This window comes from Dictyobacter arantiisoli, assembly GCF_008326305.1.
Classification (GTDB): Bacteria; Chloroflexota; Ktedonobacteria; order Ktedonobacterales; family Ktedonobacteraceae; genus Dictyobacter; species Dictyobacter arantiisoli.
On sequence record NZ_BIXY01000039.1, the window covers coordinates 1 to 16609 of the forward strand.

Consider the following 16609-nt stretch of genomic DNA (forward strand, 5'->3'; position numbering starts at 1 on the left):
TCCTGAACTGTTTGGAATTTATCAATTTCCTTTACATCGTTCAGGAGGTTTTTTAGGTTTCACTTCCTTTGTTGAGTCTTTTATCACTCGAATATTTGTTCGAAAGATTCGGGGTGACCCATGCTGGTATGTAAGTGGTGCAGAAAACTCAGCGATGAAGGGCAAATTAAAGCGCCTGCACGAAGGCATAAAAAGAACCCTTTCTATAAGGGTTATTATAGAAAGGGTTCTGGTAGCGGGAACAGGACTCGAACCTGTGACCTCCGGGTTATGAGCCCGACGAGCTAACCACTGCTCTATCCCGCGTCAATAGGGATTTTGGGTTTGATCAAACATAGTGCCGAAACACTAATAGCGGGAACAGGACTCGAACCTGTGACCTCCGGGTTATGAGCCCGACGAGCTAACCACTGCTCTATCCCGCGTCAATAATGGGATTCCGTGTTATGTCGACCATAGCGCCGAAACGCTAATAGCGGGAACAGGACTCGAACCTGTGACCTCCGGGTTATGAGCCCGACGAGCTAACCACTGCTCTATCCCGCGTCAATAATGGGATTCCGTGTTATGTCGACCATAGCGCCGAAACGCTAATAGCGGGAACAGGACTCGAACCTGTGACCTCCGGGTTATGAGCCCGACGAGCTAACCACTGCTCTATCCCGCGTCAATAATGGGATTCCGTGTTATGTCGACCATAGCGCCGAAACGCTAATAGCGGGAACAGGACTCGAACCTGTGACCTCCGGGTTATGAGCCCGACGAGCTAACCACTGCTCTATCCCGCGTCGACTGTCTTAGAATACTACATTCTCAACTAGATGTCAAGTAGGGCTAGAAAAACACCAGGGCTACTTAATTTTCCCTTCCCCTCCCAGAAGTTCTGAAGAAGAAACAAAAGGATCAGTCCCTGTTACAGTGATGAAAACAAAAACGTCACGGAACGAGGGCTGATCGTCAGATGAACTATACCATGTTGGAAGAACTAAGGGAACGAACAGAGTGGAGCAAGGAATGTGAAGCCCTTTCCATTTATCACGAATTGAGTAAAATTCAAGATCTCCGTGGGAAACGGGGAAAGAGATATGGGTTAGCCCTTCTCCTAACCTGTGTGTTGCTGGCCAAGATGGCAGGAGAAACGACGCTTCAAGCCATCAGCGAATGGATACGCTTGCGTAGCACCTGGTTACAACAGGTATTACCTGAAACGCGTGCGACGTTTCCGTGTGCTGCGACGCACAGTAATGTGCTGCGGGGAGTGGATCAAGCTCAGGTAAATCAGGTCCTTATGGATTTGCTGACACGTGTGAGAACAGAGAAACGCACAATAAAAGAACAAATGCATGTGGTGCTCGATAGAAAGATGTTACGAGGAACACAACATCATCTTGCAGAAGATCAAAAGAATATGCATCATATGCATCTTATGAAGCACAGACGGGTATTGTCCTCAAGGAAGAGATGGTTGCGGAGAAAGCGCATGACATGGAAACGGTCCTGTGTGGTTCGGGAAGGGGCCGATGGAACAGGGCCAGCAATGGTACCTCGCCAGCGGCCTACTTCATAGCTCTACCCCTTCAAGGAGATCCTGACGCGTGGGGAAGTGGCGGTACAGCGTTCCGATTGCGACCCCAGCCGACCTGGCAACGTCTTCGAGGACGATGTCAGCGCCGCGCTCCGAGACTGCGACTCGCGTCGTGTTCAGCAGGCTGGCGTAGTTGCGCTGGGCATCAGCTCGCATGGGGCGGTTGGCGTGTGTTGGCTCGTTCATTTCATGCTCCCCCTTCCTCCCAGGAATATTAGTCCTTGATAAAGTGAGGGTTCCTCCGTTACTATAGGGAGGAACCCTCACTTTATCACACTCACGCTTGATCTTACCAGTAGAAGGAGAACTTTCTTATGCGTGTTTTCGTCACAGGGGCCACAGGCTTCATCGGTTCCGCCATCGTCCGCGAACTCATCTGACGACCTCGACAGCCTGCGCCTTGGTGCCGCCGCTGCCGACGGCGTCATTCACCTGGCGTTTGGGCAAAACCTCTCGGACTTCGCAGCCGCGCTGACCACCGATCTGCGCGCCGTCCAGACGATAGGGGCGGCACTTGAGGGCACCGGCAAGCCGTTCGTGACCACCGCTCACATAAACGGGGAAGCATCGGATAACGCGGTGCTCGCACTGGCTGGAGTGCGATCATCGGTCGTCAGTCTCGTACCGGCTGTGCATGGCGAGGGCGACAAGGGCGGCTTCATGCCCAGACTGATCACCATCGCTCGCGCGAAGGGCGTCTCCGCCTATATCGGCGACGGATCCAACCGCTGGCCGGCTGTCCATCGTCTCGATGCGGCGCGCCTGTTCCGCCTGGCACTGGAAGTCGCCCCGGCGGGGTCACGGTTTCAAGGGGTTGGCGACGAGGGTGTCCCATTCCGCGACATCGCTGGCGTCATCGGTCGCCACCTGAATCTGCCGGTGGTCAGCATTTCCCGTGAAGAGGCTGACGCCCACTTCGGCTCTTTTATCGGCGCCGTGGCGGCGCTCGACGCCCCGAGGTCGAGGAGTGCACAGACCCAGGAACTCTTGGGATGGCGGCCTGTACACCTCGCACTGATCCCGGGACCTCGAACAGCACTACTTCAACAACTGATGTGAGGCTGAGGGTCACTCCTGATGACAATGACCCTTGGGTATGAACAGACCGGAGGAGGACACCGCTGGATACCCGTTCGGCTGCGGCGGTTCATGCTCCCCGTGATCCAGAAATGGCGTTGGAGTTTTCCGCGTATCAGTTGTGCGGCCTCCACCGTCGGTGCATGGCGAGGGCGACCACGATTTTGTCCAGGCTCTCGTCAGCATTGCTCGCGTGAAGGGTCGATCTGAAGATCTGGCCAGGCTCGCGCAAATGGTAGCAGAGCAGCAATTGCGGACGCCAATCGAGGTGGAGGCTTCCTGACACGACGTTGGTGATATCGCACAACGCTTTTGGGAAAGACAATTCACCGGCAAAGCTGTTCTGGATCTGGTGGAGAGAGTCCATCTGAAGCTGCCAGAATCTTCCATGTTTCGATAATTGCAAAAAGAAGGATTTCTATCCGTGACACAACAGTCTACGCACCCTATAAAAGTAGGTGTACAAATTCATCCGCAACATACGACGTATAAAGATTTCGCAGATGCAGTGCGCCGGGTCGAGGACCTTGGTGTAGATAGTATCTGGAACTGGGATCACTTTTTCCCGCTGTCTGGCGATCCTCAGGGGAATCACTTTGAGAGCTGGACATTGCTAACCGCAATGGCTACTCTGACCACACGTGCTCAGATCGGTTGTCTGGTGACCGGCAATACCTATCGTAATCCCGCTTTGCTGTCCAATATGGCGAAAACAGTTGATCACATTAGCGATGGCCGCTTGATCCTGGGTATAGGAGCTGGCTGGTTTGAGCGTGACTATAAAGAATACGGCTATGATTTCGGCACTGCTGGTAGCCGCCTGGCCGCTCTTGAAGAGTCTCTGGTCACCATCAAACACCGTTGGGAGATTGATAGGCCCAAACCCATCCACGGCAGTGTGCCGATCCTGATCGGTGGCGGCGGCGAAAAGAAGACGTTGCGCATTACCGCCAAATATGCGGATATGTGGAACGGCCTAGGTGATCCTGAGACCATCAAACAGAAGATGCAGGTGCTCGACGAGTGGTGCGCCAAAGAGGATCGTAATCCCAGCGACATTGAGCGTACCGTTATTACGAAAGCAGGAGATAGCGACGAGACACGCGATGCATTCATCTCAACTGGTGTCAGCCAACTCATCATCGGCCCGGGCGCACCGCAGGACTTACCAGCCTTCTTCCCAGCCCTCGAACAGCTCATCCGCTGGCGAGACTCCCGCAACAAGGCCTGATAGGTTGTGTTGCAAGAAGTAAACGGATCTGCTACAGTTGGGGTCCCAACATTTTTCTCTCCCAAAATTCCCGCTAAGAATTCGCCAAGGCGATTTTGGGGAGAAAAATGTTGGGACCACTATACCCCACGTCGGCCACAACAAACTCGAAAGAGAGACATCATCGGGGAGCGAATCTAGAGTTCCTCCATTCGTCGTATTCTGTAGACGGAGCACGCCGCATCCGATCGCTGTCCTTTACATCCTGCCCCACCAGGAAGCGTAGCTTGCCAGTAGTGTCTGTGGCGGCTGCGAGCACAGCTTCTGCGACATCGTTCTCTGTCCCAAAGTAGTCCTTGGGCGGCTCGCCCATGAAGAAGGCTATCCTCTGAGCGACATACGCTTGATATGAAGATGGAATTGGAATTGCGTCTGCAGCTTGCTGAGCCTGCTGAGTAAATTGCGTGCTTGCTACGAATCCCGGCTCAACCATTTTCACTGCCACATTCTGGTTCTGCATCTCGTATTGCAGCGCTTCTGTGAAACAATGAAGAGCACCCTTACTCGCACTGTAAACCGACATCAGTGGTTCCGGTACAGTGGCCGTCCCCGAAGTGATGTTGATGATGCGCCCACCACCGTTCGCTTGAAAGTGCGGAAGGATGGCTTGCGTCACGAGCATTGGGCCAAAAACATTTGTGCTAAACAGCACGTTGATCGTTGCCATCGGGGTTGCTTCAAAGACGGAGAACAACCCCATGCCAGCATTATTGACGACGCAATCGATACGACCAAATTGCTCAACGCCGAGCGTGATCGCTTGGTGAATCGTCGCTTCATTTTGGACGTCAAGCTTCGTCACGAAAATGCCCGCTGAGTCTTGGGTCTCTTCCCACTGATCGGTATTGCGCATTGTTGCCACAACATTCCAACCTGCGCTCCGGAATGTGAGAGCTGATGCTTTTCCAAAGCCAGATGAGCATCCTGTAATGAGTACTGTCTGCGTCATGTTTTCTCCCTCGGGTGAGTCTTCGTAGTATTGCCCTGCCAGTGCGTGTTGTTGTTTGACTCAATAAACTTCCGATAACTTTTCGCTGGTTTACTGCCGATCAGCCTACCAAGCGGGCCAATGTTATATAATGGTTGCTGGCTTCTGCCAGATAACTTTTTGTGAGTCTGACGAAAACGACCATTTGCGAGAGCCTGACGACCGATGCAACGTATGTTTTGTTGCTACGAAAAAGAATTGTGTCAGACCAGCGAAAGGCACTGCTTCTGCATCTCAACTATTGAGATACGCGAAGCTATATGGGCAAAAAAACGAAAAGAATTACGACTCCATAGAACTCAATCGTTGTCTATGGAAGGCACCAACGGGATGCCTTTACTTAAAAGAGTGTAAGATAGATGTACCTTCTATGTCTTGAACGTTCCTACCCAATCGTAGAACGTTCCTGCGATCTTTTCGGAGTTCTCCGGGTGTCACACCTACCATGCGCTGGAAATGGCGTGTGAGGTGACTTTGGTCGGCAAAACCACATTGAGAGGCAATCTCGTGAATCGAGATATCTTCAGTCAAGAGGAGTTTCTTAGCACACTCAATACGACAGGCGATAAGGTACTCGTGTGGTGCCATACCTATCGTTCTCTTGAAGAGTCGTGCGAAGTGAGAAGGACTCACATTGGCAGCAACGGCCAATTCAGCAACTGAGAGGTCTTGCGCGTAATATTCATGCACATACTCAAGCGTCTGGCGAAGTTGCGTCTTACTCAGACCCCTGGTGACGCTCCGCTCTCCTTTTTGGAGCGTACTGTAGTACCGCAACAAATGGAGCGCGAGCGTGGTAGCCAACGATTCGGCATAGAGTCGTGTATTGAAGCCTGAGGAATGGATCTCACGGAGCAACATTCGCCCCAATTGCTCACTATATTGGTCGGGCAAGAAGCTGTGTGAGAGAAGTTCAATACGGTTTGCCTCAACATCGCTTGCTTCAAGAAGAGCGCGCATAAATGTCGGATCGAAATTCAAGAAGAGAAAATCAGCATCCATCGACCAGTTTCCCTCAAGCCAGCTCCCTGCGGGCACAAAAGCATGTTCGCCCTTCTTGATAAATATGTTACTGGTGGACGTGGAACCCATTTGTACAATCATGCTTGGCTCTCCAAGGTAGAGCAGAAGCAAGTGGACGGGAAGACCCTGTTTCTTAGAGACGTGACCAGGCGAAAGGAAATAACGCGCAGCTTTAATGCCATTCCATCCCAGTGACTTGCTTGAAAACACAGGCTGATACTGTTGGTCAAAAGAATCGATGATGAGTTCTTTGTTCATAACTGCTTTTCCTTGTGCAAATTTCCTCTCACACTGCCCGAGAAAAAGTGAACCTTGTCATGTCGTCCAAGGTTTCATACCAGGTGGTGCGCCCGAGGGCGCATGATTCTTTGGAAATAAGCCCCCAAAAAATATGACTCAAATTTCGGCGTGTTGTCCCATATTTGTTGGCAATCCAAGTCTTCGTCGCCCCATTCTTGAGGAGTGCCGTTTGGACGCGTTCCAAATCTCGTTTGAGGCGTCGGTTTTCTTCCTCTAATGCTGTTTGATGCCCTTTTCCTGGAAATGCCTCTTCCCCATGCTTTGCCAACTCTTTGCGCCAGGTATGAATCGCACTATCCGAGATTCCCAGCTCTCGTGCTATCTGCGCGATCGATTTGCCCGACGTTTGCACTGGTCGCACTGCTTCCTCTTTGAATTCTTTCGAGTAGAATTTTTGAATCTTGCCCATTGTTAATCCTTTTCCTAAGCTTGATTGAGTATATCTCAGCTTTGGGGACTCTTTCAAATCGGGGCAAGATCAGTTCATCAAACCACGCAAAGGCGTAGTAGCCCAGATTGAAGGGCTGGCAAAGGGTACCTTGCTGCTCTTCGATCATCTGGTGTGCATGGACATAGGCTGCCAACCAGCGATACACGCTGAAACACGAGGAATGGATGGACAGACCGCGAGAGGTGAGAATGAGGAGAAACACACCTACGTTTTTCCCTATATTTTCGTTCATTGAGCGGTATTGCCTGTGAAGGGTAGCTTTGGGGTGTCGCATTGTCGCATTTGCGCATTGACAAACGTATAGAGATTCTAGTATGCTCTAAAAAGAATACTGTTTTTTCAAGTTCTGGCTCGTCCAGTCAAGGAGGTGCAGTTTTATGGCTAAACACACAAATTTCCATACTGTGCCTGCATGCACCTTGTCTACCCCGCTCGAGGGTAACGGGCGAAAACCACAAGGTCAGGATACCGGTATCCCACAGCGATGCTGAAAGTGTCCGACCAGCGCAATAACACGACGCATGGTTCCACCGCCCTCCACTTCCTTCCAGCACGGTAGACAGTTTCACTAAACGACATAACACTCAACTGTTTTAGACCGTGTTTTTTTTATTCTCTGTGGAGGGAATACAGCATTGATTAACAACCCGGCACAACTGACCGGCATGGTCCTCAACGGCGCACATGGCATTTACGATGTTCATACCGATAATGGCATTATGCGTTGTACGTTGCGAGGCAAACTCAAAAAGGCGTTCGCGCAGGCCAATACAGCCAAAGCCATTGGCAAAGTACGACAGACTCAGCAGCAGCGCGCAAATAAATATAGCACTTCTAACGAAGTCGAACGCACCGAGCGCATTGAGAAGCACGATAGTAGCGAAACTCCCGCGCCGGTCCGACTCTCAGTCGGGGATTATGTGGTGATCCGTAAGTTGGATGAAACCACTGGTTTGATAGAAGAAATATTACCCCGCAAAAGTGAACTCTCACGCCTGGATGCCGGCTCAAATGCCAATAAATTAGTGCAACAAACCTTATTAGCCAATCTCAATCAAGTCGTGGTGGTATTTGCTACCGCGCAGCCTGATCCACACTTTGGTCTGCTGGATCGCTATCTGACCATCTGTGAGTCGGCCCAATTGATGCCAGTTATCTGTATCAACAAGGCTGATCTACCGCATGAAGATTACGTAGAAGAGGCTATAGAATTATATAGTCAGCTCGGCTATACCGTCATTCGCAGTAGCACCCATACAGAAGAGGGGATTGCGCAGCTACGAGAAATTCTCAAAGATCATACCACCCTCTTTACGGGACCCTCGGGAGTAGGAAAATCTTCGCTTGTCAACGCGATTGAGCCAGGAATGGCGCTACGCACAGGATTGGTCAGCGATGTAACTGGTAAAGGCAGACATACCACTACCGGGTCGCAACTCTATCCACTCTCCAAGGGCGGCTGGTTAGCCGACTCCGCCGGTATTCGTGCCCTGGCAACCTGGAATATCGCTCCTGAAGAGTTGGCCTGGTGTTTCCGCGAGTTCCGTCCCTACCTCGGCGAATGCTTCTACAGCGATTGCGCCCACCTGGATGAAGAAGGATGCGCCATCTGTCAGGCTGTCGATGACGGTCTGATCAACGAACGACGGCACCGCAGCTATGTCCGTATGTATACAGGCGTAGAACGCTAAATCTTTATTCTTATCCCAACGAAAACTGAAGACCTCACCTTTACGGTGAGGTTAAGATGGAGAGAAGGGCAGGAACGATTTCTTTATCCTGCTCTTCGAGGATGGTGCGGGGATCGAGCAGCAAGGTATCTCGGAAAATGCGGGTGATGATAGGGATGGAGCGTTCACGAAGGCGTTGCGCGATCAGATCGAGCGCGCAAGGCATCTGTTCAGCATCCAGCGCCAGTAATGTAGTGGGTAGCGTCTCGCCCGGCAATGATCCTCCACCGATAGTGGATTCACCAGACAGCGTATGGATAGCAAAGCCTCTGGCAGTGAGCTGGTGCGCCCAATCGGCGGCCCGACTGGCAAGCTTTTCAGGCCGCGCCGCAATCATCCGCCAGACAGGAATATGCGTCTCCGCCTGCCCACGCTGATAATGGCGCAAGGTAGCTTCAAGCGCTGCCAATGTCATTTTATCGATTCTGACGGCCCGCATCAAAGGATGCTGTGCCAGACGTGCAATCACATCCGCGTTACCGACCAGGATACCAGCCTGTGGTCCCCCCAGCAGTTTATCCCCGGAGAAGCATACCAGATCAGCACCGGCCACCAGGCTCTCACGTGGGGTCGGCTCATGGCTTAAACCATACTGCTCACTCGGCAAAAAACAGCCGCTGCCAAGATCATCCATCACCAGTAAGCCATGCGCGTGGGCCAACTCGGCCATCTCCTGTGTTGAAGTTGCTTCCGTAAAGCCAGTCATCAAAAAATTGCTGGGATGGACTGTCAGCAGAACCGCCGTACGTTCGCTCAGCGCCGCAGCATAATCCTTAATCCTGGTCCGATTCGTCGTTCCCACTTCAACCAGTGTACAGCCACTTTGACGGATCACATCAGGAATACGGAAACCACCGCCAATTTCGACCAGTTGTCCACGCGAAATAATCACCTCGCGTCCCGCCGCCAGAGCGCTCAATCCCAACAGTACCGCCGAAGCGTTATTATTTGTCACCAGCGCCGCCTCGGCCCCGGTTAATTCGCGCAATAATGCTGTGATATGGGTATGGCGTGAGCCGCGTAAGCCTGCGGCCAGATCATATTCAAGATTGGAATAGCCACCAGCCACTTCTTGTACGGCCTGCAAAGCCATCTGACTGAGCGGGGCGCGTCCCAGATTAGTATTAATAATCACGCCAGTCGCATTGATGACGGGACGCAATTGGGGACGGGCTTGCTGGCGCAAAGAGAGATCAGCAGCTGCGAGCAGCACTTCGGGAGAGGGACAAAGCGCACCGGCCCGAATGGCATCTCGAGCCTGTGCGATATGCATACGGAGAGCGCTCACCACCAGATCATGTGAGAACGTCGCGATCAATCTTTCGCCCTCAGATGTACGCAATAATTCATCTACCGAAGGAAGGAAGCGAAACTGATTGTGATCGAGCGTCATAATAGCTTATCTCACCGTACAGGAATAGAAGTCGACCGCCAGAAAAATTTTCAGGAAAAGGTTAATGTAATGAATAGAACATCGTGATCGCCAGACTATTTGCTACCTTGCCTATCACGGCCCGCAGATCGGCGTCATTCAAGCGACAAATAGCATATTGATCAGCCAGGAGAGAGCGCAGAATAGGATACATCAATTCTGTCTTCACCAGGCTGTCGGTGTCTAACAAAGGATAATCGCGCTTGAGAAGAAGATGGTGATAAGGGCGCAGTTTGCCACGATAGGAGGTTAATGCAACCACATTGACTGCCCCTGCATGGCGACAAAAAGGCTCTCCTGACACTACCAGTGCAGGATGCCAATCAAGTATCCGTTTTTCCTCAATTCCGGGAGGAAGAGATGGATATCCGAAATTCACCCAATACACCATGCCAAACTGCACTGGCGTAAGGTAAGTGAGTGAGTCCGGTGCAATTTCAGGAGGATGAGGCATGGTAATTAAATTAACACATCTTTACTAATAAACTACGGACGAACAAGAGCAACCGGAGTATAGGACGCCACATCACTGGTTTCGAGCTGTGAATGGAAACATGCAGACGTTAAGGCCCAGGAGCGAGCAACGAGGCCGAGGCGCTCATCACGTTCATCCTGATTTTCCTCTTGTAATGCGACAGCGATGAGTTCCATATCATGCTGGTATTGTTCACTCAGCAAGGAAGAACGGCTGAAGTCACAATTCGTCGCCATAGAAGCTACCTCTTATTCCTAAATCCTAACAGATTACTCGCACATTGGGTAGCGGAAAAACCGCATGAGGTGTAATGAATTTCTCCAACGTTGGAGATTATACCAGCAATTTAGGCAAGACGCAATGCTTTTGGTAACGACTTTCAACGAGCAGATAAAATGAATACCAATTTACCAATTTTCTCAGCATTAAAAAAATTCCCTGTAAAAGTGCTTGACACAACGACACCGGTCGGCTATAATGACGTCGTTGATCACTCAGAACAATCATCCAGAGAGATCTGGAGTGTTTGACACATAGGGGCAGTTACCAAAGTGGACAAATGGGACTGACTGTAAATCAGTTGCGTAAGCTTCGAAGGTTCGAATCCTCCACTGCCCACCACTATCAATAACTCCAGATATTGGTAGTAAGTAATCAGGCCCGTGTGGCGCAGAGGTAGCGCACATTCTTGGTAAGAATGAGGTCATGGGTTCAATTCCCATCACGGGCTTCCGTGGTTTCCATATACAGTATGGGCCGTTTGTTCTTCACACTCCAGGCCCATCCTCATGAATTCCGCGTGTGTCTTATAAGAAATAAGAAAAGATCTTGCTGCCGTCTTCTGATTGATCGTCACCTCCCGTCCGTTTTATCGTAGGAAGGTTTATTCTCATTGTTTGACGATCGGATATAGGAGACGGCTGCTGCATGTCTACACCATTGCTATCTGATCTGAACGTAAGCAGGATTGCAGAAGGAGCCACAGTAGGAAATGGCGAAGAAAAAGTTCGAGCGAACAAAGCCGCATGTGAACATTGGCACCATTGGACACATTGACCATGGCAAAACCACGCTGACCGCGGCCATCACAAAAGTGTTGTCAGCAGCACAGCTTGCCAAGTATACGGCTTTTGACCAGATCGACAAAGCTCCCGAAGAGCGCGAGCGTGGTATCACCATCTCGATTGCTCACCTGGAGTATGAGACTGAGAAACGCCACTATGCTCACGTCGATTGCCCCGGTCACGCTGACTACATTAAGAACATGATCACGGGTGCCGCTCAGATGGACGGCGCTATTCTCGTGGTGAGTGCCCCTGACGGTCCTATGCCTCAGACGCGCGAGCACGTACTGCTTGCTCGTCAGGTAGAAGTGCCTGCCATGGTGGTCTTCCTGAATAAAGTTGATATGATGGAAGACGAAGAGTTGCTCGAACTGGTTGAGTTGGAAGTACGTGAACTGCTTTCCAAGTACCAGTTCCCTGGCGATGATGTTCCAGTCGTACGCGGCTCCGCCATCAAAGCCCTGGAGAGCAAAGGCGATCTGTCCCGCAACGATCCTGATGCCAAACCCATCTGGGATCTCATGGACCAGGTCGACGCGTATATTCCCACTCCTCCACGTGCCACTGATCAGCCATTCTTGATGCCTGTTGAGGACGTCTTCGGTATTAAAGGTCGCGGTACTGTCGCTACCGGTCGTATCGAGCGTGGCGTCGTCAAAGTTGGTGAGAACGTCGAGATCGTTGGCATTCAGGAAGTGACCCGCAACGTCGTCGTCACTGGCGTTGAGATGTTCCAGAAAACGCTGGACACCGGTATGGCTGGTGATAACGTTGGGTGTCTCCTGCGTGGTGTTGAGCGTGCCGACCTCGAACGTGGTCAGGTGCTGGCGAAGCCCGGTTCCATCAAACCTCACAAAAACTTCAAAGCTCAGGTATACGTCCTCTCGAAAGAAGAGGGTGGCCGCCATACTCCATTCTTCAACGGCTATCGCCCCCAGTTCTATGTCCGCACCACGGACGTAACCGGTTCGATCAAGCTGCCAGAGGGTGTTGAAATGGTCATGCCTGGTGACAACATCGAAATGACAGTTGAGTTAATCCAGCCGGTCGCTATGGAAGTAGGCGTGAAATTCGCCATCCGTGAAGGTGGCCGCACTGTTGGTGCTGGTTTCTGCACACAGGTCATCAGCTAAGAATAACGAACAGACAACGTGGGCGCAAAAACTTGCGCCCACAACTGTCTCTTCAAATTCCCTGATGAAATAGACAGCCTGAGTCAGCAGCAAGCCAAACCCAACCCGTTAACGGAGAAGAAAATGGCAAAGAGCAAAGAAAGTCGTATCGTGGTAACATTGGCTTGCACAGTGTGTAAAAGCCGCAACTATACCACCTCAAAAAACAAGAAGAACAATCCTGAGCGCATGGAGCTGAGGAAGTATTGTAGCACGTGCCAAGAGCCTGCGCCTCACCGCGAGACCAAGTAAGAAGTATGATTGTCTCCCTTCAACTCGTAGGTTGAACCAGGTGAGATCGTTACTGATCAGAAAGGTTGAACGTGGCAAAGAACATGACTGACAGAAAGAAAAATGTCAGCCGAAGTCAGGCAACTGAAGTCCAACCTCAACAGGTTCAGACGACAGCTGCAGCGAAAGCTTCGGCCCGCGAAGAACGGCGTGAGCAAAAGCGCGAGACTGCCACAACCAAGTCAGCCAGTAAGCCCGCTGCTCGTCGATCTTCTAAAGGATCTTCTCCAGTTGCACGATGGCGCAACAATAGGATTGGTCGCTTTGTCTACGAAGCTTACTATGAGCTCCGCTACAAGGTAACATGGCCAACATTTGAGGAAGCCAGAAACATGACCATTATGGTCCTGATTATTTCTGTGATCCTCGCCGTACTTTTATCCTTAGTTGATCTCGGGCTTTTTAATCTCTTCAAAGTTATAATCGGTGGGTAACTAGCTCCGACACCTGGAAAGCATAAGGGGAAACGCTGTGGTTACTGAACGTACCAGTGGAAAAGAGCCGCCCGAGGAGAAACGTGCCTGGTATGCAATACATACATACTCCGGCTATGAAAACAAAGTAAGAAGCCACCTCGAGGCACGTATCGCTTCGATGGATATGAAAAATAAGATTTTTCGTATCATTGTTCCGATGGAAGAAGAGGTGGAAATTAAACAGGGTCAGCGACGCACAGTACAACGCAAGGTTTTTCCTGGCTATGTACTTGTCGAGATGATTATGAGCGACGAAGCCTGGTATGTCGTCCGTAACACCCCTGGAGTCACCAGTTTTGTGGGTTCCGGGACGCGCCCCGTTCCATTAATGGAACACGAGATCCAGACTATCCTGAAACAGGTTACGCATGACGTTGAGAAGCCCAAAGCGAAGATCAACTTCAGCAAAGGTCAGAGCGTACGTGTGGTAGATGGACCTTTTACCGAATTTATTGGCACTGTCAATGACATTAATATGGATCGCAATAAAGTGACTGTGCTTGTATCATTCTTTGGTCGTGAGACCCCAGTTGTGCTGGATTTCCTCCAGGTGGAGAAAATCTAAGCCGATCACCAGTCATCGACCCATTCTGAGGAGTTTGAACACATATGGCAAAGCGTATTAAAGCGGTAGTAAAGCTGCAAATTCCAGCCGGGAAAGCAACCCCTGCCCCCCCAATTGGTACTGCACTTGGACCTCACGGCATCAACTTAATGATGTTTTGTAAGGAGTACAATGCTCGTACCGCCGAACAGGCAGGTATGGTCATCCCAGCTGAGATCACCATTTTCGAGGATCGTTCCTTTACTTTTATCACCAAGACACCTCCAGTACCTGATCTGTTAAAGACAGCAGCTGGCATCTCCTCTGGCTCTGCTACCCCTAACAAGAGCAAAGTTGGAAGCATTGATCGCGCTAAATTGCGTGAGATCGCCGAGTTGAAGATGAAAGATCTCAATGTGAATAGCATTGAGGCTGCTGAAAAGACAATTGAAGGTACCGCTCGCAGCATGGGTGTTACCATCGAGTAGTCCAGCCCGAAAGTCACTGCGGTTACTGCCTCAAGGAGGGCAAAAAATTCATGGCAACGACAAAACACGGAAAAAAATACCTGGAAGCGGCCAAGCTGGTCGATTCCGAGAAGCTGTACCAGCCATCAGAAGCTGTTTCACTCCTCAAAAAAATTAGCTATGCCAAATTCGATTCTACCGTCGAAGTACATATGAAGCTTGGCGTTGATCCGCGCCACGCTGATCAGATGGTGCGTGGCGTTGCTACGCTGCCAGCTGGTACTGGTAAAGACGTACGTGTGCTGGTCTTCGCACAAGGTGAGAAGGCAGCCGAGGCCGAGGCCGCTGGCGCCGATATCGTCGGTCTGGATGATCTTATCAAACAGATCGAGGGCGACTGGTTGGGCTTCGACGTCGCAATTGCAACTCCTGATGTCATGGGTAAGGTTGGCCGACTTGGTAAAAAGCTCGGACCCCGAAACCTGATGCCTAGCCCAAAAGCTGGAACGATCACTTTTGATCTGGCTAAGACGATTCGCGAAGTGAAGGCTGGTCGTGTCGATTTCCGTATCGACCGCACTTCCCTGCTGCACATCCCTGCCGGTAAGATCTCGTTCAGCGAAGAGGCTCTGCTGCAGAACATCAGCTCGGTCATCGATGCAGTGATGCGTGCTCGCCCTTCCGGCGCCAAAGGCGTCTATGTGAAGAGCGTGGTGCTCTCCTCCACGATGTCCCCCAGCATCCATCTGGAAGTTGCTGCCGCCACCGCCTTAAAACCCCAGGCATAATAAGTAGAACAAAGAAAAAGACACAGGCACATTTGCGCCTGTGTCTTTTTCTTTGTAGAGATTTCTCTCCCAGACAACAAAGACCTGAACCCTCGCGGTCAGGCTCTCTTCCTCGTACGATTACTGGATAGACAATAAGCATCACGATTGTTATAATAAAAAAAATCATCGACAATGTTAACAAATATTTCAGGAGCGATCGCATGGAAGCAGGCGCAACAGAAGAAGAAAAAGATAGCGTGCACACAACAGTCAATGTGGATACGACTTTGTCTACGCAGCAGATCTATCAACATGACCCATTATTGATTTTGCTCAAGGGAAAGTTACATCTAAATAATCTCTGGATTAGTGCCGGTGCAACCCTTCTTCCAGGAAGCGTCTATCTGCTGGCGTGGTTACTCTGGCGAGTTAATGAGATAAAAGAGTGGGATAATAAAGATCTGCTCAGCCTTATCATTCAGACTTTCATCCTTTTTCCCTTTCTTTCTCTGATCTATACGTTGATTCCCAACGCTATTGTAAAGCTCTTTAATACCCTCGCGACGAATGGCGTGATTGGTCATGCTCGTAAAGATCGACCTGGTGGCGAAACATATGCAGCCTTCAAGCAACAGTTGGTCTATTGGATAGATAATAGCTGGTGGACAGTGGCAATCACCATCGTTGTCGTTCTCTACATCCTCACCAGATTATTCCTACGAGAATTACCAGCTCAAAATAATCCGATACCTTACCCGTTACGAGCTATCGTGATTATCGCCTATGCCCCTCTGATGTTTGCTACAGGAATGAGTGTGATACGGCTCGTAATAGTATTGATCTTTACAAATCGTTTGTTTTATTTTTTCACCCTTCAAATCCAACCAATACATCCCGATGGCTCTGGCGGACTTGGTATTCTTGAAAGTCTTCTCTGGCTCTGCGTCGGCATGATGCTCTGGGTAGTAACCCTGCTGATCGCAATGATACTTGTTCAAAAGCTGAGCGGTCTTTCGTACGCTGAAATGTTTTTACTGGGTGCTATTTATATAGCGCTGATCCCCACGCTTTTGATTGGCTGGTTGATCTTTCCTCATCGTATGATGGTACAAGCGCGCAATGAGGCATTACAACCACTGATGGTTGAATATCAGCATGCGCTTATACAATCTCTATCCTCAGGAACGCAAGATACACAGAGTATTGCCGCTGAAACGCTCCACCTGGAAACACTGAAAAAGCGCTATGACCTGGTATACAATTTGTTCCCTGTCTGGCCTCTGGACACCAACACATTAAGTCGGGCTGGTGCAACCGTGATTATACCCATCATCTTACCGCTGATTTTACCATCCACTCTTTCATTTATTTCATTCCTCCTTCAGAAGTTTGGCCTTTGAGTCTGGCGAAGACAAGCAAGGTCAAGACGAGTGTCCGCCCGTGGTGGTGTCGTTGAATACAGCGAGGATCTTTTAGACACCGGAAAGTTTGATC

At 50.5% G+C, this 16609-nt stretch carries 15 protein-coding genes, 7 tRNA genes and 3 pseudogenes; 13 read left to right on the plus strand and 12 right to left on the minus strand.

Going from position 1 to position 16609, the window contains the following annotated elements; genetic code table 11:
- Positions 1-230 precede the first annotated feature (230 nt).
- The 5 genes from F1593_RS13875 to F1593_RS13895 form a co-directional block, all read right to left on the minus strand.
- Positions 231-306 (minus strand) — tRNA-Met (locus tag F1593_RS13875).
- A gap of 46 nt (positions 307-352) precedes the next feature.
- Positions 353-425: transfer RNA gene (locus F1593_RS13880), tRNA-Met, on the minus strand.
- A 48-nt stretch (positions 426-473) separates the two neighbouring features.
- Positions 474-546, minus strand: a tRNA-Met gene (locus tag F1593_RS13885).
- Between the two features lie 48 nt (positions 547-594).
- Positions 595-667 (minus strand) — tRNA-Met (locus F1593_RS13890).
- Positions 668-715: 48 nt separating this feature from the next.
- Positions 716-788: transfer RNA gene (locus F1593_RS13895), tRNA-Met, on the minus strand.
- A 185-nt stretch (positions 789-973) separates the two neighbouring features.
- Between F1593_RS13895 and F1593_RS29845 the strand changes: the two genes are divergently transcribed.
- The gene (locus tag F1593_RS29845) at positions 974-1567 is read left to right on the plus strand and encodes a transposase family protein (RefSeq protein WP_371873847.1); all 594 of its coding nucleotides are present in this window, start codon (positions 974-976) and stop codon (positions 1565-1567) included.
- A 3-nt stretch (positions 1568-1570) separates the two neighbouring features.
- On the opposite strand, the pseudogene F1593_RS13905 reads toward F1593_RS29845, so the two are convergent.
- Positions 1571-1771 (minus strand): annotated as a pseudogene (locus F1593_RS13905) (helix-turn-helix domain-containing protein); the annotation flags it as partial.
- Between the two features lie 128 nt (positions 1772-1899).
- Between F1593_RS13905 and F1593_RS13910 the strand changes: the two are divergent.
- Both F1593_RS13910 and F1593_RS13920 read left to right on the plus strand, forming a co-directional pair.
- Positions 1900-2639, plus strand: a pseudogene (locus F1593_RS13910) (Rossmann-fold NAD(P)-binding domain-containing protein).
- Between the two features lie 447 nt (positions 2640-3086).
- A complete protein-coding gene (locus F1593_RS13920; protein WP_235932579.1) occupies positions 3087-3893 on the plus strand; it encodes an LLM class F420-dependent oxidoreductase in 807 nt (268 codons plus the stop codon).
- A 160-nt stretch (positions 3894-4053) separates the two neighbouring features.
- Here F1593_RS13920 and F1593_RS13925 read toward each other — a convergent pair whose 3' ends face one another.
- The 3 genes and pseudogenes from F1593_RS13925 to F1593_RS30135 form a co-directional block, all read right to left on the minus strand.
- On the minus strand, positions 4054-4881 hold the full coding sequence (locus F1593_RS13925; RefSeq protein ID WP_149402172.1) for an SDR family oxidoreductase: 828 nt from the start codon (positions 4879-4881) through the stop codon (positions 4054-4056).
- A 375-nt stretch (positions 4882-5256) separates the two neighbouring features.
- Positions 5257-6201 carry a helix-turn-helix domain-containing protein gene (locus tag F1593_RS13930; RefSeq protein WP_149402173.1) on the minus strand — a complete coding sequence of 315 codons (945 nt, stop codon included), beginning with the start codon at positions 6199-6201 and terminating at the stop codon, positions 5257-5259.
- A 211-nt stretch (positions 6202-6412) separates the two neighbouring features.
- A pseudogene (locus F1593_RS30135) lies at positions 6413-6652 on the minus strand (transposase); the annotation flags it as partial.
- Positions 6653-7329: 677 nt separating this feature from the next.
- Here F1593_RS30135 and rsgA point away from each other — a divergent pair.
- A complete protein-coding gene (rsgA, locus tag F1593_RS13940) occupies positions 7330-8385 on the plus strand; it encodes a ribosome small subunit-dependent GTPase A (protein WP_149402175.1) in 1056 nt (351 codons plus the stop codon).
- 40 nt (positions 8386-8425) lie between these two features.
- On the opposite strand, the gene selA is transcribed toward rsgA, so the two are convergent.
- The 3 genes from selA to F1593_RS13955 all read right to left on the minus strand — a co-directional run bounded on the left by selA (position 8426) and on the right by F1593_RS13955 (position 10567).
- A complete protein-coding gene (gene selA / locus F1593_RS13945) occupies positions 8426-9817 on the minus strand; it encodes an L-seryl-tRNA(Sec) selenium transferase (RefSeq protein ID WP_149402176.1) in 1392 nt (463 codons plus the stop codon).
- Positions 9818-9878: 61 nt separating this feature from the next.
- The gene (locus F1593_RS13950) at positions 9879-10310 is read right to left on the minus strand and encodes a type II toxin-antitoxin system PemK/MazF family toxin (protein WP_149402177.1); all 432 of its coding nucleotides are present in this window, start codon (positions 10308-10310) and stop codon (positions 9879-9881) included.
- A gap of 32 nt (positions 10311-10342) precedes the next feature.
- A complete protein-coding gene (locus tag F1593_RS13955; RefSeq protein ID WP_149402178.1) occupies positions 10343-10567 on the minus strand; it encodes a hypothetical protein in 225 nt (74 codons plus the stop codon).
- Between the two features lie 301 nt (positions 10568-10868).
- Between F1593_RS13955 and F1593_RS13960 the strand changes: the two genes are divergently transcribed.
- The 9 genes from F1593_RS13960 (at position 10869) to F1593_RS14000 (ending at position 16515) form a co-directional block, all read left to right on the plus strand.
- Positions 10869-10952, plus strand: a tRNA-Tyr gene (locus F1593_RS13960).
- A gap of 37 nt (positions 10953-10989) precedes the next feature.
- A tRNA-Thr gene (locus F1593_RS13965) sits at positions 10990-11061 on the plus strand.
- A 261-nt stretch (positions 11062-11322) separates the two neighbouring features.
- Positions 11323-12528, plus strand: coding sequence for an elongation factor Tu (gene tuf / locus F1593_RS13970; protein ID WP_149402179.1), 1206 nt, complete (start codon positions 11323-11325; stop codon positions 12526-12528).
- A 123-nt stretch (positions 12529-12651) separates the two neighbouring features.
- Positions 12652-12819: a 50S ribosomal protein L33 gene (rpmG, locus tag F1593_RS13975; RefSeq protein ID WP_149402215.1), complete on the plus strand. Its 168-nt coding sequence runs from the start codon at positions 12652-12654 to the stop codon at positions 12817-12819.
- A gap of 83 nt (positions 12820-12902) precedes the next feature.
- Positions 12903-13292 carry a preprotein translocase subunit SecE gene (secE, locus tag F1593_RS13980; RefSeq protein WP_149402180.1) on the plus strand — a complete coding sequence of 130 codons (390 nt, stop codon included), beginning with the start codon at positions 12903-12905 and terminating at the stop codon, positions 13290-13292.
- A 37-nt stretch (positions 13293-13329) separates the two neighbouring features.
- Positions 13330-13899: a transcription termination/antitermination protein NusG gene (nusG, locus tag F1593_RS13985; RefSeq protein WP_172632113.1), complete on the plus strand. Its 570-nt coding sequence runs from the start codon at positions 13330-13332 to the stop codon at positions 13897-13899.
- A gap of 44 nt (positions 13900-13943) precedes the next feature.
- Positions 13944-14366 carry a 50S ribosomal protein L11 gene (gene rplK, locus F1593_RS13990; protein WP_149402182.1) on the plus strand — a complete coding sequence of 141 codons (423 nt, stop codon included), beginning with the start codon at positions 13944-13946 and terminating at the stop codon, positions 14364-14366.
- Between the two features lie 50 nt (positions 14367-14416).
- A complete protein-coding gene (rplA, locus tag F1593_RS13995) occupies positions 14417-15133 on the plus strand; it encodes a 50S ribosomal protein L1 (protein WP_149402183.1) in 717 nt (238 codons plus the stop codon).
- Between the two features lie 203 nt (positions 15134-15336).
- Entirely contained in the window at positions 15337-16515 is a 1179-nt protein-coding gene (locus tag F1593_RS14000; protein WP_149402184.1) for a hypothetical protein, read from the plus strand.
- Positions 16516-16609: the final 94 nt, after the last annotated feature.

Excerpts from the sequence above, each read along its gene's own strand:
- F1593_RS29845 (WP_371873847.1), top strand. The coding sequence starts at position 974 with ATGTTGGAAGAACTAAGGGAACGAACAGAGTGGAGCAAGGAATGTGAA.
- F1593_RS13925 (WP_149402172.1), bottom strand. The coding sequence starts at position 4,881 with ATGACGCAGACAGTACTCATTACAGGATGCTCATCTGGCTTTGGAAAA.
- F1593_RS13930 (WP_149402173.1), bottom strand. The coding sequence starts at position 6,201 with ATGAACAAAGAACTCATCATCGATTCTTTTGACCAACAGTATCAGCCT.
- selA (WP_149402176.1), bottom strand. The coding sequence starts at position 9,817 with ATGACGCTCGATCACAATCAGTTTCGCTTCCTTCCTTCGGTAGATGAA.
- F1593_RS13950 (WP_149402177.1), bottom strand. The coding sequence starts at position 10,310 with ATGCCTCATCCTCCTGAAATTGCACCGGACTCACTCACTTACCTTACG.
- F1593_RS13955 (WP_149402178.1), bottom strand. The coding sequence starts at position 10,567 with ATGGCGACGAATTGTGACTTCAGCCGTTCTTCCTTGCTGAGTGAACAA.
- tuf (WP_149402179.1), top strand. The coding sequence starts at position 11,323 with ATGGCGAAGAAAAAGTTCGAGCGAACAAAGCCGCATGTGAACATTGGC.
- rpmG (WP_149402215.1), top strand. The coding sequence starts at position 12,652 with ATGGCAAAGAGCAAAGAAAGTCGTATCGTGGTAACATTGGCTTGCACA.
- secE (WP_149402180.1), top strand. The coding sequence starts at position 12,903 with ATGACTGACAGAAAGAAAAATGTCAGCCGAAGTCAGGCAACTGAAGTC.
- rplK (WP_149402182.1), top strand. The coding sequence starts at position 13,944 with ATGGCAAAGCGTATTAAAGCGGTAGTAAAGCTGCAAATTCCAGCCGGG.
- rplA (WP_149402183.1), top strand. The coding sequence starts at position 14,417 with ATGGCAACGACAAAACACGGAAAAAAATACCTGGAAGCGGCCAAGCTG.
- F1593_RS14000 (WP_149402184.1), top strand. The coding sequence starts at position 15,337 with ATGGAAGCAGGCGCAACAGAAGAAGAAAAAGATAGCGTGCACACAACA.